This window comes from Actinocrinis sp., from assembly GCF_035946395.1.
GTDB lineage: Bacteria > Actinomycetota > Actinomycetes > Streptomycetales > Catenulisporaceae > Actinocrinis.
On the sequence record NZ_DASYZI010000266.1, the window covers coordinates 1 to 16,091 of the forward strand.

The window sequence follows — 16,091 nt, forward strand, 5'->3', positions numbered from 1 at the left end:
TGGTCGGCTACGCGGCGGGCCGGGTTCGGGCTGCGGCTGGTTCCGTCCGGGGTGAACGTATTTCAGAGCATGACGGTCGCGGGCAACCTGCGCGCCAGCGGTGACCTGGAGGCTGCCCTCGGGCTCTTTCCCGAGCTCGAAGCCCTGCTTACGCAGCAGGCTGCCACGCTATCCGGAGGTCAGCGACAGTTGCTGGCGGTCGCGTGCGCACTGAGCGGGAACTGGCGCGTGTTGCTCGTCGACGAGCCGGTCCAGGGGATCGCGCCGGAACTCGCCGAGCGCGTGTACTCGGCCTTGGCCGCAGCTGTGACGCCTGAACGCGCGGTGCTCGTCGCGGATCCGGTCGTGGGCCGAGCGCTTCGCGTCGCCGACTTCGTCTGGCGCCTCGAACGCGGACGCGTCACCTTCGCCGGAGAGCCCAGCGAGTTGGCGAGTCAGGGCGTGTAGGAAATCGTCGGGCCGGTGAAGCAGGTTGTGTTCATGTCGGGTACCTGCGTCACCCAACCGCCCTTGCCCCCGTTCACCGAATCCTGCCATCGAGCGACGTTAAGGCATCCGCGCTGCGTCGGCGTGGGTGGCATGGGCACGAAGTTCGTGGGGATCAGCAGTCCGTGCGCGTCGTATGGCTGCGGCCTGTTCATGAACTGTTCGACGCACGCGCGCGTCACCGTCGAGCCGCAGGAGGCGACCGCGTCGGTCAGCCATTGCGCGGAGGCCCAGCCTTCGAGCTCCCACATCGAAAGCTGATCACGCCGGTCCGGGAAGTACTTGTCCATCGCGGCCCGGAACGCGGCGACCGCCGGGTACTGCGTGTCCGCGTAGCTGCGATCGGACGAAGTCGCGTAGAGGACGTTGCGACAGCGCGGTGCGGCGGAGTACGTGGCGGGGATCGTCTGGTCCCAGCTCTGCACAGTCGTCACCTTCGCGATCAGGCCAAGGCCTGCTTGGTCGATCGCGGCGCACAGTCGTCCGTTGCCGCTGGTGTCGATCGCGTCGAAGACGACTTGCACGCCGCGCGCCTTCATGTCCGACGCGGTGGCGGCGAAGTTCGGCAGAGCGAAGTCGACCTGCTCGTTGACCACCGTGTAGCCCGCGGCGCGCAAGCCGGCCGCCATGTACTGCGCGAAGCGTACGGAGTCGGGCTGGTTGTACGACACGACCGCGGCGACATGCGCGCCGAGTTTCTGCTTGAAGTACGCGTACACCTCAGTGCCGCCGTAAAGACGACCGTTCCAGCCCACGGTGCCCTGACGCGGTTCACTCGATCCGTAGACAGAGTAAAGGCGCGGATACTGGTCGTAGGCCGATGAGATCGGTTCGCCACCGATGTCAGGCACGCCGTGTGAGCTCACGTAGGCCGCCCCCGCGTAGTCGAACACGGAGTTGCCCGCGAACGCGAATACCCGGTCGGTGTCGATCAGCTTATGAACGCACTGTTCGTTCCCCAGCCCGCTGCCGCTGTCATCACACTGGTCGACCATGATCTTGCGGCCGTTGACGCCGCCGGAGGCGTTGAGCGCCTCGAAGAACGCGCGTGCGCCATAGCCGGGGCCGGAAAAGGCGTCCATCCCGAGCGGACTGGTGATCGAGTCGACCATGCCGACTCGGATCTGTGTCGCGGAGACACCGTCCACGAACACGTTCGCCGGCGAGGCCGCAGCCTGGCTGAACGCACTGGCCGGAAGCCGGGTGCCGCAGCCGCCCAGCGCGCCGAGCAAGAGCAGCGCGGCCGCCGCGCGCCGCCGCCTCGTCACACCGGGTTCCGCCACGCCGCTGCTTTTCCCCGCCGGTGCATTCGCCATGCCGTGCGCCCCATATGCGCCGGTTGAGTGGACGCTATCGAACGCCCGACGGAGGATGGCCTCGTGCCTGAAAACATTGCGGACGAAACCATGCACGGAAACGGCCCGGCGCCCGGGGACTTGGACATGGACGTCTTCGACGTCATCGTGATCGGCGCGGGCCCGGTCGGCGAGAACGTGGCCGACCGCACGCGCGCGGCGGGGCTGACCACGGGCGTCGTGGAAAGCGAGTTGGTCGGCGGTGAATGCTCCTATTGGGCGTGCATGCCGAGCAAGGCGCTGCTGCGGCCGGTGGCGGCGCTCTCTGACGCGCGGGCCGTGGCCGGGTCGCGCGAGGCGGTTACCGGCGGGCTCGACACAGGCGCCGTGCTGGCACGACGCGACGAGTTCACCTCGCACTGGAAGGACGACGGGCAGGTCGGCTGGTTGGATTCGATCGGCGCGGTGCTGATTCGCGGGCGCGGACGGCTCGCCGGAGCGAGGCAGGTCGAGGTGGACACGCCGGATGGCGGCGTACGCCGATTGGCGGCCCGGCACGCGGTGGCGGTGTGTACAGGTACCGGTGCGATGGTGCCCGACCTGCCGGGGGTCGCCGAAGCGAAGCCGTGGACCAGTCGTGAAGCGACGAGCGCGCACAAGGCACCCGGACACCTCGCGATCGTCGGCGGCGGCGTGGTCGGGGTGGAGATGGCCACGGCCTGGCGGGCGCTCGGCTCCGAGGTGACCATGCTGATCCGCGGGTCGGCGCCGCTGCCCCGGATGGAGCCGTTCGTGGGCGAGTCGGTCGCGCAGGGCCTGACCGAGGCGGGCGTCAAGGTACGCACCGGAGTCAACGTTGTGGGCCTGGAGCGGCCGGTGCCCGGCGGTGTGGTCGGCGTGTTGCTCGAAGACGGGCAGAAGATCGAGGCCGACGAGGTGCTCTTCGCGACTGGCCGTACCCCGCGCACGCAGAACCTGGGTCTGGAAACCGTCGGGCTACGGCCGGGTTCCTGGCTTGATGTGGACGACAGCTTGCGCGTGCAGGGCGTCGACGGCGACTGGCTTTACGCAGTGGGCGACGTCAACAGCCGTGCACTGCTCACGCATCAGGGCAAGTATCAGGCACGGATCGCGGGAGCGGCGATCGGCGCAAGTGCGCAGGGCACACAGTTGGACACGCGGCCTTGGGGCGCGCACGTCGCAACTGCCGACCTGCGTGCCGTGCCGCAAGTGGTGTTCACCGAGCCTGAAGTCGCCGCCGTGGGCCTGACGGCAGAGGAGGCGCACCGGGACGGACGTCACGTGCGCGTCGTCGATTACGACCTCGGCCAGGTGGCAGGGGCGTCACTGTACGCGGACGGATATCGGGGCCGGGCGCGCATGGTCGTCGACGTGGACCGCGGGTATCTGGTCGGCGCGACGTTCGTCGGGCCGGGTATCGGCGAACTGCTGCACTCGGCCACGATCGCGGTCGCGAGTGAGGTACCTATCGAGCGGTTGTGGCACGCGGTGCCGTCATATCCGACGATGAGCGAGATCTGGCTGCGACTGTTGGAGACATATCGCGGCTGATCTCGGAAACATCGGTTCTCTCGGGTAGCGCGAGATGTGTTGGAGTCCTGCTGCGGACTTGATCGCGGGCAGCGCCATCACCGTGGTCGGGGTGATGGCGCTGGCAAGCGTGCGGCGTGCCCGTGACGCGCCGATGGCCGCACTCCCGCTGTTGCTCGGCGCTCACCAGTTGATCGAGTCAATGGTCTGGCGCAACGCGGGTGACGGCGCGCATGCGATCGGCGGGACGGTCGTGTTGTTGTGGGTCGTCATCGCGTTTCCGCTGCTGCCCGCGTACGTGCCGCTCGCGGTGTTCATTGCGGCATCGCACTGGAGTCGGCTGCGCTTGGTGCCCTTCGTCGCCGTCGGGCTGGTGACGGCGTCAGTGTTCGCGTACGCGATGGCAAGTGGGCCTGTCACGGCTGAGCCGGTCGGCCACACGATGCGTTACGGCGTCCATCATCTGAGCCTGGAGAACCTCGTCGTGGCCGGATATCTCGTGGCGACGCTCGGCACACTGCTGGTGAGCGATCAACCGGAACTCCGATTGCTGGGCTTGGTCGCCAGCGTGGGCGCGCTCGGCTGCTTCCTGCTGTGGCAGGATGCGTTCGTCTCGACGTGGTGCGCGTTGGCCGCCGTAGCCAGTGTGATCGTGCTGTACTGGCTACGACGGCCGCGAAAGAGACGAGCCGCGCCTGATCCGTTCAGACGGCCACGGGTTCCAGTTCGCTGATGATCTCGACGTCATCGATGTCGATCGCTGTGCCGGACTTGGGGGCTGCCTTGGTCTCAAACTCGGCGTTCGGCGCGTCCGGGCCGGCCTGCCGGGCTCGGCGCGGCAGCAGGAATCCGAGCGCGAACGCCGCCGCGACCAGCGCGATCGTGACCAGGGTGACCCGCTGCGTGGCCTGGAGGTACCCGGCCGTGTGCGGGTGCGCGCCGATCGTGCCGAAGAACACGGTGCCGAGACCCGCGACGCCGACCGAGGCGCCGAGTTGCTGCAAGGACTCAAGGATCGCCGAGGCCGAACCGACCTCGCGGTCGCTGACTTCGCCCATGATGATGTCGAAGAGCGGCACGAAGATCATGCCCATCCCGAGGCCGTAGGCGCCGAGCGACGGGGCCAGCCGCCAGCCGCTCAACCCCGAACCGCTCAGGCCACTGTGCGCGTGCCCTAGCACCAGGTAGAGGCCGACCAGGCTGACCGCCATGATGCTCAGCCCGAGGTGCAGGATCCGGCGGCCGAGCTTGTGCATCATGGTCGCGCTGAAGCCGGCGCCGAAGAACGCGCCGATCGCCCAGGCCACCATGGTCAGCGCGGCGTGTACCGGGGTGTAGCCGAACCCGAGTTGCAGCAGCAGGCCGACGGTCAGCGAGAAGCCGACAATCCCGCCGAAGAAGACCAGCGTGAACAGCGTGCCGCCGGCGTAGGAACGCTTGGTCAGCACGCTGAACTCGACCAGCGTGGCGACCCCGCGCCGAGAGCGGCGTGCCTGCTGCGCGGCGAAGAGCGCGAACACCGCGACCGCGCCGGCCGTCACGAACGCCATCCACGACGGCCAACCCAGCTCGCGCCCCTGCACCAACGGGTAGACCAGCAGGAACATCCCGGCCCCGGCCAGCAGCGCGCCGACGCCATCAAGGCGGACACGGTCGAGCCGAACGGCGTTGCCGGAGCGCGTCGCGCGGCGGGGTAGTGCCTTGAACCCGCCGAACAGGGTGAAGGCGGCCAGCGGCAGGTTGATCCCGAAGACCATCCGCCAGCCGGTGCCGAAGAGGTTCGCGTCGATCAGCGTGCCGGCGACGATCGGGCCGAGGATGGTCGACAGCCCGATCACCGGGCCGAGCGCGCCGAAGGCCTTTCCGAGTTCCTGCGGCGGGAACAGGTCGCGCAGCAGGCCGAAGCCCTGCGGGATCATCGCCGCGCCGAACAGGCCCTGCACCACGCGGGCCGCGATGAGCGCGCCCGGGCTCGGCGCCGCCGCGCAGGCCAGCGAGGAGGCGGCGAAACCGACCACGCCGATCAGCAGCATCGTGCGGCGCCCGAACAGATCGCCGAGCCGGCCGCCGGTCAGTAGGCCGACGGCGAGCGCCAGGGTGTATCCGGCGGCGATCCATTGCAGATCGCAGTAGGAAGCACCCAGTTCGGTCCGGATCGACGGGGCGGCCACGTTCACGATGGTCGAGTCGAGGATGTTCATGATGAGTGCGGTCAGGACCGCGAAGAAGCCGAGCCAGCGGTGGTTCACGATGCCTGATGAGTGCGCGTCCGACGGGTGCTGCGTGCTTGACGCGTTCGTGGTGTTCGAGGGCTTCGGTGTGTTCGTCATGGCTCCAGCGTGCCGAGCAATCAGGAAAGGTTGGTTCCTAATGTGTCGGCAGAATGATTTGCATGTTGGAGACCTCAGCGCGACTGCTGCGCCTGCTTTCGCTCTTGCAGACTCCCCGCGACTGGACTGGCACTGAGTTGGCCGACCGGCTTGGCGTAACGACGCGGACGGTGCGTAACGACGTCGGGCGGCTGCGTGAACTCGGCTATCCGGTGCACGCGACGCGGGGCGCGGTGGGCGGATACCGGCTCGGCGCCGGGGCAGCGCTACCGCCACTGCTACTCGATGACGAGGAGGCCGTCGCGGTCGCCATCGGCCTGCGCACCGCGACCGTCGGCTCGGTCGCCGGGATCGAGGAGTCGGCGCTGCGCGCGCTGGCGAAGCTTGAGCAGGTGTTGCCGTCGCGGCTGCGCCGCCGCATCAACGCGCTGCAAAGCTATACCGTTCCGGTGCCGCCGAGGCCGGACCGGAAGGGCTCACAGGTCTCTGCGGACGTGCTGACCGCGATCACCGCGGCCTGCCGGGACCACGAGCGGCTCCGGTTCGACTACCGCTCGCACGACGGGACTTCCAGTCGCCGCGACGTCGAGCCGTACCGGCTGGTCAACTGGGGTCGTCGCTGGTACCTGGTGGCCTGGGACACGCAGCGCGGCGGCTGGCGGACGTACCGCGTCGACCGGATCGAGCCACGCGTCCCGACCGGTCCGCGCTTCGCGCCGCGGGAACTCCCCGAGCAGGACGTGGCGGCTTACGTCGCACGCGGCGTCGCGACGGCGTCCTGGCAGTACCGCGCGCGGATCATCGTGCACGCCCCGGCTGACGTGATCGCCGAGCGCCTGCCGGCGTCGCTCAGCCCGGTGGAGGTGGTTGACGAGCACACGTGCGCGGTGCTGCTCGGCTCGAACGAGGTGGAGATGCTGGCCGTCTGGCTCGGCGCACTCGGCCGCGACTTCGAGTTCGACCTCGCCGAGTCCCCCGAGTTGGCCGAGCACCTGCTGGCCCTTGCCGAGCGCTACCGGCGCGCCGCAGGCCGACCGCAACCTTCCACCGCACAACGCACTCTCTAAGGGCGTGTATCGACGCTCCTTTGTCCGAGCCGCTTCGGCGCTCGCGGTCGGCGGCGCAGTCGGCGGTACGGCTGCGGCATGCGGCGGCAACGGCTCCGGAACAGGGCGCTCGACGGCGTCGGGTTCCGCTCCCCTCGGCACCGGCGCGGCTGCCCGTTCCCCGTCCGCCACCGCCTCTGCCGTGGCCTCGACACCGGCCACCGCATCCCCGGCCGACTGGACCGCACTCAACCGGGGGCTCGCAGGCCACGTGGTGCGTCCCGGGGACGGCGACTACGACACCGCCCGGCTGCTGTTCAATCCCCGCTTCGACGGTCAGCGGCCCGCTGGCATCGCGTACTGCGAGAACCCTTCCGATGTCGCCGAGTGCCTGGCCTTCGTCCGGAAGTTCGGCGTGGCGGTAACGCCGCGCGCCGGCGGCCACAGCTACGCGGGGTTCTCCGTCGGCCCGGGTCTGGTCATCGATGTCACGAGGATGAGTGCGGTAACGGACATCGGGTCCGGTACCGCACGCGTCGGTGCGGGGACGCGTCTGGTCGACCTTTACGCGGCACTCGACGCGTACGGCGTGACCGTCCCCGGCGGTTCGTGCCCAACGGTCGGCGTCGCAGGACTGGTACTCGGCGGCGGCATCGGCGTGGTCAGCCGCGCCTACGGCACCTTGAGCGACAACCTTCAGTCCGTGCAGATCGTCACGCCCGACGGCGCGGTACGCGAATGCGATGCAGGGCGGGACTCCGACCTGTTCTGGGCCTGCCGCGGCGGTGGCGGGGGCAACTTCGGGATCGCGACCGCGTTCACGTTCAACACCCATTCGGCCGAGCAGATGGTGCTGTTCTTCCTGAGCTGGCCGTGGTCGAGCGCCGCACGCGTCATCTCCGCCTGGCAGTCCTGGGCACCTTCGGCCCCCGACGAGCTGTGGTCGAACCTGCACGCGCTGAGCAACCCGAGCGGCGACACGCCCACGATTCAGGTCGGCGGCACGTATCTCGGCTCGCTCGGCGGTGCGCAGAGCCTGATCTCGCAGCTGGTGGACCAGGTCGGTTCGACGCCCGAGGGCTCGCCGTTCGTCAGCTCGCATTCGCACGCGATGAAGATCGAGGCCGGCTGCTCGCAGCTGAGCACCGCGCAGTGCCATCTGCCGTGGCAGAACCCGGACGGCGTGCTCAAGCGCGAGAACGAGTACGCCAAGTCGCACATCTTCACCCGCACGCTTTCACCGTCGGCGATCTCGGCGGTCATCGCCGCGGTCGAGCAGCGGCAGGGGTACGGCGGTGGCGGCCAGGGCGGCGTCGCGTTCGACGCGCTCGGCGGCGCGGTCAACCGGGTCGCGCCGGACGCCACGGCGTTCGTGCACCGCGACGGGCTGTTCGTGGCCCAGTTCACGACAACGTGGAGCGAAGGCGCGGCGAGCACGCAGACGAACGCCCAGCAGAGCTGGCTGCGTGCGTTCCACCAGACGATGACGCCCTACGCGAGTGGCCAGGCTTACCAGAACTATCTCGACCCCGAGCTCACCGGTTGGCAGCAGGCGTACTACGGGACGAATTACGCCAGGCTGCTCCAGGTACGCGCGACCTACGACCCCGACCACGTGCTGAATCTGCCGCGAGGCATCGGGGCGGCGTGAGCGGCGCCCGACGCTCCAGGCGCGCGAGGTACCAGGTGAATTAGGGGTGTTCGAGCTGCGGGGTCGGATCAGGGCACGGCGCATGGAGCGTGCAATCGCAAAGCGCAGCGCCGTGCCCAAACTGGAGGTTCGGGCACGGCCCGACAACGTGGCGAGCGTGCGTGGTGGGCGACGCGACCCCAGCCCCACAACTCAACCACCCCCTACGGCCCTTCGACTCGGCCCTTCCATCTGCCGCCGCTGCCGCGGTGGTGCCGAAGCGCCGAGTCGAAGGTCATCGCACCGTACAGCAGCATGACCAGCGGGAGCAGCGGCGCGCGCCAGTTGCCGAGTCGGTAGAGCCGCAGCGTCGGCAGGTAGCTGATGCTCATCAGCGCCCACGCGGCAAGCCCTGCGGTGGCGGTCACCGCCTGCCATGCGGTGGTGCCCGTGCCGAGCATCGCCGCCGCCAGGAAGGCCAGGCCGAAAACCGGCGGTACCGCGTACATCAGCAGGAGTCCGAGCAGCGTTCCGGCGAGAAGCAGCCGGGAGTGACGCAGTTGCGTGTACGCGCTGCGGGCGACCATGTCCCAGAGGTCGGCGAGCCGTGGATAAGCCCTGACGCTGTGCACGGCGGTGGTCAGGCCGAGCCAGATTCGGCCATCGCTTCGGCCACTGCTTCGGCCATCGCCGGCATGGTGCTTCAGCAGGCGGCCGAGGGCGACGTCGTCGATACGCGCATCGGCGATGCGGACGAGTCCGCCAGCCTCGATCAGCGCACGGCGACGGACCAGCATGCAGCCGCCAGCAGCGGCGGCGACCCGGCTGCGCTGGCGGTTGACCAGCGGGAATGGATAAAGCTGAGCGAAGCTGTATACGAACGCAGGCACGATGGCGCGCTCCGCCGCGGTTTCGGCGCGCAGCCGGACCATCAGCGACACGAGGTCAAGCCCGCGTGCTTCACCGAAGGCGACGAGGCGCCGCAGTCCGTCGACAGGGTGCGCGATGTCCGCGTCGGTAAACAGCACGTATTCGGTTGGTGTGGAGTCGGACCGTGCCAGGGCTTCGAAGCCTCGGCTCATCGCGGCGACCTTGCCTGCCCAGCCCGGTGGCGGGCCGTCGCCGTGCACGATCTCCAACGTACGGGTCGGATTGTCGGCGGCGAGTTGCCCGGCGACCTGTGCCGTGCCGTCGCTGCTCGCGTCGTCGACCAGGATGATCCGCAACTCGCCGGGATAGTCCTGGCCGAGCAGCGTCGGCAGCGTCAGCGGCAGGACGGCGGACTCGTCGCGTGCGGGGACGATCGCCACGACGTCCGGCCAGCCGCCGGGCGGTGCGACCGCAGGTGACGCGACGGGAAGCCGCTGGTCCGCGAGCCAGAAGCGGCCGTGGGCGACGACCAGGTAAAGCCACGCGGCCGCAGACAGCAGCGCCGGGACGGTGAAGACGAGCGCGCTCACGGCTCCAAGAGTGGCACGGGCCAGGGATCGAACAGCGACAGCATTTGTAGTCGAACTGATGTTTCCACGGCGCAGCTCTCCGCTCCGACATGTACTCGCAGTTGGGAGAGTTATCCACAGGCTTTACCCACACTGTGGATCGAACACGTTAGCGACGAGCACCGCGAAGCCGGAGCGGGCGTTAGCAGGACTAGACCAATGTCGCAAGAGGTCTAGACAATCCGGCCAGGTTTCAGGAATTGTGGACGAGCGTGCGAGCGCTCGTGCCCTGATATCGGCTCAACCGATCGGCCGTCCCGGCCGTCACCACTGTGAGGCGAACCCTGCACAGGCAGACATACGTGACATATGTGTATGGATTAGTACACTGAGTCGCATCGCCCACAACGGAAAGGCAGGTTTGACCCGAATGTCGGAGTCAGAATCAGAGCCGATCCCCGGAACGCCCGACACCCCCGGGCTACGCCGACGCACATTCTTCACCGGCGCCGCGGGCATAGGGCTCGCCGCCGCTGTCGTACGCCCACCCGGCTGGCGCCCGAAGGTCGGTGCCCCGCACCCGGCCGCCTGGCTGCCCAACACGCTGACCAACCAGCAGCTGGCCGGGCAGCGAGTCATCTACTCGTACCCCGGAACGACGCCCCCGTCCAGCCTGTACACCGCGCTGAGCTCGGGCCAAGCCGCCGGAGTCATCTTCTTCGGCGAGAACATCTCCAGCGAGAGCCAGATCGCCGGGATCATCAAGAAGCTGCGTGCTGCCGCGGCGCAGAGCCCGGTCAAGACGCCGCCGCTGCTGATGACCGACCAGGAGGGCGGGCTGGTGCGCCGGCTGCCGGGCGCGCCGACACTCTCCGAGAAGCAGGTCGGGGCGTCCTCGAACCCGGTCTCGGCGGCCACCACGGCCGGCACCGGTGCGGGGCAGAACCTCGCCGGGGTCGGCATGAACGTGAACCTGGCGCCGGTGCTCGACGTCTTCTACCAGTCGGGCAACTTCATCGACCAGTACCAGCGCTCGTACAGCAACAACCCCGCCGTGGCCGCCGAATGCGGCCAGGCCTTCATCACCGCGCAGCAGGCGACCGGGGTCGCGGCCACCGCCAAGCACTTCCCCGGCCTCGGCTCGGCGACCGCGTCGCAGAACACGGACAGCGGGCCGGTGACGCTGAACGTGTCGCTGACCCAGCTGCACACCATCGACGAGGTGCCGTACCCGCCGGCGATCTCGGCGGGCGTCAAGCTGGTCATGGTGTCGTGGGCGGTCTATCCGGCGCTGGACCCGAGCCTGCCGGCCGGCCTCTCGCCCGCGATCGTCGGCCAGGAGCTGCGCGGCCGTCTCGGCTTCACCGGCGTGACCGTCACCGACGCCATCGAGGCCGGCGCGCTGACCAACTTCGGCACCACCGGCCAGCGCTCGGTGAGCGCCGCGCAGGCGGGCATGGACCTGATCCTCTGCTCGGCACGGGACGTCACACAGGGTCAGGCCGCTACGTCGGCGCTGGCCACGGCGTTGGGCAACGGCACGCTCGACCCGACGCGCTTCAACGACGCGGCCAACCGCGTCTTCCAGCTGCGCTCGCAGTTGTTCTGACGGTCTGACCGCCCAGCGGTCCCGCGCCGGATGTTCGATGCATGAGAAGTCGGTCATCCGCGCTCGGATGGCAAAACGCCGCGGTGCCCTCAAACTCGGTTGTTTGAGGGCACCGCTGTTTGAAGGCGCTGTTGTTTGAAGGCGCTGCGGCATGAGTGCGCTGCGGCAACGCAGCCAGGCGGACTGTGTTTGATCAACCGCGTGGAGCCGATATCTGCGGCGAACTTCTGGCGCAGACACCACGCGAACAGCGTTCAAGCGAGAACCGTGGCGATCCGGGTGGGTCCGGATCGCCACGGTCGAGCTGCCTGCTGAGCCTTCAGTCAGCTCGTCTGCAACGCCGTGTCGTCGAGGACGAAGTCGGTCGTGCCGCCGTTCGTGTCGGTCTCGCTGCCGGTGAACTTCAGGGTCACGTTCTGCCCCGCGTACGCGGACAGGTCGGCCGTGTGCTGCTGGTAGCCGCTCGCGGCGTTGAGGTTCGAGTAGCTCGCCACCGTCGCGAGCACCGCGCCGCTGCTGCTCAGGACCTGGACGGTGAACGTGTCGGGCTTGGCCGTGGTGGTGTTCTCGGTGGTGTCGACGTGCAACCAGTAGGACAGCGCGGCGGCGGTGCAGCCGGACGGGATGGCCACCGGCTGGGCGACCGTGTCGGTGTCCTTGGTGCTGTTGCCGTTGAACCACGCCACCCAACTGCCGGAGTGCGCCGGTTCGGCGGTCGTGGCCGAGGTGATCGGCTGGTAGCCGAGGGTCGAGGACTCGGTCCACGGGGCGATCGTGCTGCCGCCCTCGAAGCCGGGGTTGCCGAGCAGTTGCGCCCCGGTGCACGTGGGCGGCGGGGGCGGAGTCGACGCCGCGACCGGGTTCCAGTAGTCCCCGGCCATCACGATGTAGACCAGCATCTTGATGGTCTCGCCGTAGTAGCCGTCACCGAACGGGTTGGTGGCCAGGTAGTTCCAGATCGTGTCGGTCCAGCTCTGGTCGCCCGAGGCCATCGCCGCCGGACCGATCGAGTCCCCGGCCTCCTCGGCCTGGTCGGTCGTGCTGTACGCGGTGCAGTTCAGGTTCAGGTGCGGATAGACCTTCTGCGGGTTGCTGCCGGACACCTTCTTTGCGCAGGCCGACCATTCCTTGGCGTCGCCGTACGCGAACGCAGCGGTCGACGAGCCGTACAGCAGGGCGTCCGTGCCCATGTGCCAGGGCACGCGGATGGAGTTGTAGCCGACGATGTTGTCCGGCTGGCACTCCTGGTAGCAACTGGAGGCGGGCTTCGGGCTGGTCGTGTCGGCGCCGACCACGAAGTCCGACAGCAGGCCGTAGGTCGGGGAGTACGAGGCGGTGAGCTCGCCGTCGAGCGCCTGGGTGCGGGTGACCACCTTGTTCCAGTCGTGCGCGGTGTCGTAGGCGGCGAACGCGCGCAGGTGGTCGAGCATGTGGTCGCTCGGCCGCGTGTCGGTGTTCGGGCCGTCGTCCTCGGCCTTCAGGTGGCCGTCCGGCGAGACGTCGTGCGCATAGATCCGGCCCAGCCAGGTGAGCGCGTCGCTGGTGTAGCCGCCCCACTGCTTGTCGGCCAGGAGCAGGCCGTAGCCGATGTCCAGGTCGCCGTCGGTCGCCGCGTCCGGGGTGCCGGAACTGTAGTACTTGCAGGTGAGGCCGTCGAGCTGCCACTGCATCAGGCCGTACTGGTCCTCGTGGTCCTTGACCAACTGCCACAGGCCGTTGAACTCGGTCTGGGCGTTCGAGTCGTACCCGGCCATCAGGGGCACGATGTTCATGCCGTAGCCCTGGCCCTCGGAGACCGGGCCGTTGTTGGTCGCGTCCCCATCGCCCTTGGTCGACACGTAGTACTCGTTCGACGCGCAGCCGTGCACGAGGTACGTCGACTTCCAGGAGTTGTAATGCGTCTCCACGGCGGTGTCGCGAGTGGACTGCGAGGCGGAGGGCATCACTCCCACCTGGTAAGTGACGTGGGTCGGGAAGGGGTACGCCGCCGTAGCGGCGAGTGCGGGGGCTGGAACGGTGACCGCCAAGCCGACGGTCAGGGTACTGAGCGAGACGCCGAGCGTCAGAACTCGGGGTATTGGTGCCACGGTGGCTCCTTGGACAGAAGAAGCGGACGGTGGGCAAGATCTGGTTAGTAAACTTGCCTAACTTAGAAGCAATATCGCCGCCCGGGAATCGGCTGTCAAGGGTGCGCGGCGGCCACCGATGCGATCAGGGTGACGAATGCGCAACGATTCGTGACCGCTTTCGCAAGAATCCAAAGCATGGCCGCAACTTGATGGCAGAGAAGCGAAATTATCTTGCAGATCCCCTTGTGAACGGGCAGGTCTGGCCCTAGTGTCACCTCGACCTTGGAGAAGCGTTTGCTCCACCACGAGCGTCATCAGGTGTTCATCCTCCAGAGAGAAACGAGCATTCGATGTCACGCAGCGACACAGGACCAGCAATAATGCGCAGGCCAAGCCCGCCGCGGCGAAGAGTCGCTCTCGCCGCCGCGACCGCGGCAACCGCCGGACTCGGCATGATGCTCGGCGGCCCGGCATTCGCCGACGGCGGCGGCGGATCCGGCGCCGTCGTGACGAAGGCGGCGATCGACCCGGCGCTGGTCGCGGGCCGGGGCGCCGACCTCGGCATCGCCGAGCAGAACGCCTTCAACGCGGCGACGAACGGCACGATCATCGGCCCGAGCACGCAGGCGTACACGCTGCCCGCCGAGGCGACCGGCCGCGAGGCGGTGCAGCTGACACCCGGACAGTACGTCGAGTTCACGCTGCCGAGCGCCACGAACGCGATCACCGTGCGGTACAGCATTCCGGACGCACCGAGCGGCGGCGGGATCACCTCGCCTCTCGACGTGAGCGTGAACGGCCGTGACCATCGGGCGATGACGCTCACCTCCCAGTACGCGTGGCTGTACAACGAGTACCCATTCAGCAACGACCCGAATGCTGGGCCGCTGCACCCCGACTGGTGGACGACGGAGTGCAGCTGCGTACCCGACCAGACGACGCCGGCCCCGGTCTTCCCGACGCCGTTCCGGCCGAACCACTTCTATGACGAGCAGCGGCTGCTGCTCGGCCACACCTACCCGGCCGGCGCCAAGCTCCGGCTGACCGTCCCGGCCGGCGCCGCGACCACCACGATCGACGTGCTCGACTCACAGCTGGTCGCCCCGCCGAAGTTCGACCTGTTCGCCGCGAACGTGCTGTTCTTCGGCGCGGACCCGACCGGGCAGCGGGACTCCGCCGACGCCATGGACCAAGCCATCGCCTTCGCCCAGCAGCACGACCTGAAGGTCTACGTACCGCCGGGCACCTACCAGGTGAACCGGCACATCATCGTCGACAACGTGACGATCGAAGGCGCCGGCAGCTGGTACACGATCTTCAAGGGGCACCAGGTCACGCTGAGCACCCCGGCGCCCGACGGTTCGATCCACACCGGGGTCGGCTTCTACGGCAAGGACGCGTCGGTCGGCGGCAGCCACAACGTGCACCTGTCCGGCTTCGCGATCGTCGGCGACGTGCGCGAGCGCATCGACACCGACCAGGTGAACGGCATCGGCGGCGCGCTGAGCGACTCGACCATCGACGGCCTCTACATCCACCACACCAAGGTGGGCATCTGGCTCGACGGCCCGATGGACAATCTGAAGATCACCGACAACGTGATCGCCGACCAGATCGCCGACGGCATCAACTTCCACACCGGCGTGACCGACTCGCTGGTGCAGAACAACTCCATCCGCAACACCGGTGACGACGGCCTGGCCATGTGGTCGGAGAAGATCGCCGACGCCAACGACACCTTCGACCACAACACCGTGCAGACCCCGGTGCTCGCCAACGGCATCGCGATCTACGGCGGCACGGACAACACGGTGTCGAACAACCTGGTCGCCGACCCGATCCGCGAGGGCAGCGGCCTACAGGCCGGCAGCCGGTTCAACGCCGTCCCGTTCGCCGGGCACCTGTGGTTCACGAACAACACCACGGTGCGCGCGGGCACCTACGAACTGAACTGGAACATCGGCCTCGGCGCGATCTGGATCTACGCGTTGCAGAGCACGATCAGCAACGACATCGAGGTGTCCGGGGACAACTTCCTGGACAACACCTACAACGCGATCATGCTGGTCTCCGACTTCCCCGTGAAGGACTTGTACTCGATCTCGAACGTGCACTTCTCGAACATCGAGGTGGACGGCACCGGGACCTCGGTGGTCAGCGCCCGCGCGGCGGGTTCGGCGACGTTCCAGAACGTGGTGGCCCGCAACGTCGGCGCGGTCGGCGTCAACAACTGCGGTTCGTTCCACTTCACGTCCGCGGGCTCGGAGTTCTCGCTGACCGACCTCGGCGGGAACACCGGCGGGGGCACCACCGGACCGTGGCTGGCCTCGTGGGAGCTGCCGAACACGATCACGTGCAACGACCGCCCACCGGTCGTCGCGCCGCCCGCGCCGTCCCCGTGGTCGTGAATTCCCGGGCACGGTGACGCAGTAAGAGTAAGAACGATGACGCAGTAAGACGCTCTCTTCGAACTTGGCCGTGGTTGGCGGCGCAGGTCGGCCGATGCACAGCGGCGGACGAGCCCACAACCGCATACAAGGCCACGGTCGAGTTCGAAGAGCCGTAACACCGCCGCAGTGAAGAAGTGACGCTCCGCAAGTTCGACAAGCAGTCGGCGCGGTGGATACGACGATCAG

At 68.3% G+C, this 16,091-nt stretch carries 11 protein-coding genes; 7 read left to right on the top strand and 4 right to left on the bottom strand.

The window, feature by feature from the left end; translation table 11 throughout:
• On the top strand, positions 1-447 hold a 447-nt coding region (locus VGS97_RS16435), incomplete at its 5' end, for an ATP-binding cassette domain-containing protein (RefSeq protein ID WP_326854407.1).
• On the opposite strand, the gene VGS97_RS16440 is transcribed toward VGS97_RS16435, so the two are convergent.
• Positions 435-1,769, bottom strand: a complete 1,335-nt coding sequence (locus VGS97_RS16440) for an ABC transporter substrate-binding protein (protein ID WP_326854408.1) — start codon at positions 1,767-1,769, stop codon at positions 435-437. The genes VGS97_RS16435 and VGS97_RS16440 overlap by 13 nt on opposite strands.
• Positions 1,770-1,892: 123 nt before the next feature.
• Here VGS97_RS16440 and VGS97_RS16445 point away from each other — a divergent pair, with 123 nt between their 5' ends.
• On the top strand, positions 1,893-3,353 hold the full coding sequence (locus tag VGS97_RS16445) for a dihydrolipoyl dehydrogenase family protein (RefSeq protein WP_414641733.1): 1,461 nt from the start codon (positions 1,893-1,895) through the stop codon (positions 3,351-3,353).
• 34 nt (positions 3,354-3,387) lie between these two features.
• Positions 3,388-4,065 (top strand): DUF6629 family protein, encoded by a 678-nt coding sequence (locus tag VGS97_RS16450; protein WP_326854410.1) that lies wholly within the window; start codon positions 3,388-3,390, stop codon positions 4,063-4,065.
• Here VGS97_RS16450 and VGS97_RS16455 read toward each other — a convergent pair.
• Positions 4,037-5,662: an MFS transporter gene (locus tag VGS97_RS16455; RefSeq protein ID WP_326854411.1), complete on the bottom strand. Its 1,626-nt coding sequence runs from the start codon at positions 5,660-5,662 to the stop codon at positions 4,037-4,039. The two genes, VGS97_RS16450 and VGS97_RS16455, sit on opposite strands and share 29 nt — an antisense overlap.
• A 62-nt stretch (positions 5,663-5,724) precedes the next feature.
• On the opposite strand from VGS97_RS16455, the gene VGS97_RS16460 reads away from it, so the two are divergent.
• A complete protein-coding gene (locus tag VGS97_RS16460) occupies positions 5,725-6,729 on the top strand; it encodes a YafY family protein (RefSeq protein WP_326854412.1) in 1,005 nt (334 codons plus the stop codon).
• Positions 6,730-6,733: 4 nt separating this feature from the next.
• Positions 6,734-8,359: an FAD-binding oxidoreductase gene (locus tag VGS97_RS16465; RefSeq protein ID WP_326854413.1), complete on the top strand. Its 1,626-nt coding sequence runs from the start codon at positions 6,734-6,736 to the stop codon at positions 8,357-8,359.
• A gap of 203 nt (positions 8,360-8,562) precedes the next feature.
• On the opposite strand, the gene VGS97_RS16470 is transcribed toward VGS97_RS16465, so the two are convergent.
• Positions 8,563-9,798, bottom strand: a complete 1,236-nt coding sequence (locus VGS97_RS16470) for a glycosyltransferase (RefSeq protein WP_326854414.1) — start codon at positions 9,796-9,798, stop codon at positions 8,563-8,565.
• Positions 9,799-10,207: 409 nt separating this feature from the next.
• Between VGS97_RS16470 and VGS97_RS16475 the strand changes: the two genes are divergently transcribed.
• Positions 10,208-11,386, top strand: a complete 1,179-nt coding sequence (locus VGS97_RS16475) for a glycoside hydrolase family 3 N-terminal domain-containing protein (RefSeq protein WP_326854415.1) — start codon at positions 10,208-10,210, stop codon at positions 11,384-11,386.
• A 323-nt stretch (positions 11,387-11,709) separates the two neighbouring features.
• Here the strand turns inward: VGS97_RS16475 and VGS97_RS16480 are convergent, their stop codons facing one another.
• Complete coding sequence (locus VGS97_RS16480; RefSeq protein WP_326854416.1) at positions 11,710-13,473, bottom strand: glycosyl hydrolase family 8; 1,764 nt, start codon at positions 13,471-13,473, stop codon at positions 11,710-11,712.
• A 362-nt stretch (positions 13,474-13,835) separates the two neighbouring features.
• Between VGS97_RS16480 and VGS97_RS16485 the strand changes: the two genes are divergently transcribed.
• Positions 13,836-15,863, top strand: a complete 2,028-nt coding sequence (locus tag VGS97_RS16485) for a glycosyl hydrolase family 28-related protein (protein ID WP_326854417.1) — start codon at positions 13,836-13,838, stop codon at positions 15,861-15,863.
• Positions 15,864-16,091 lie beyond the last annotated feature (228 nt).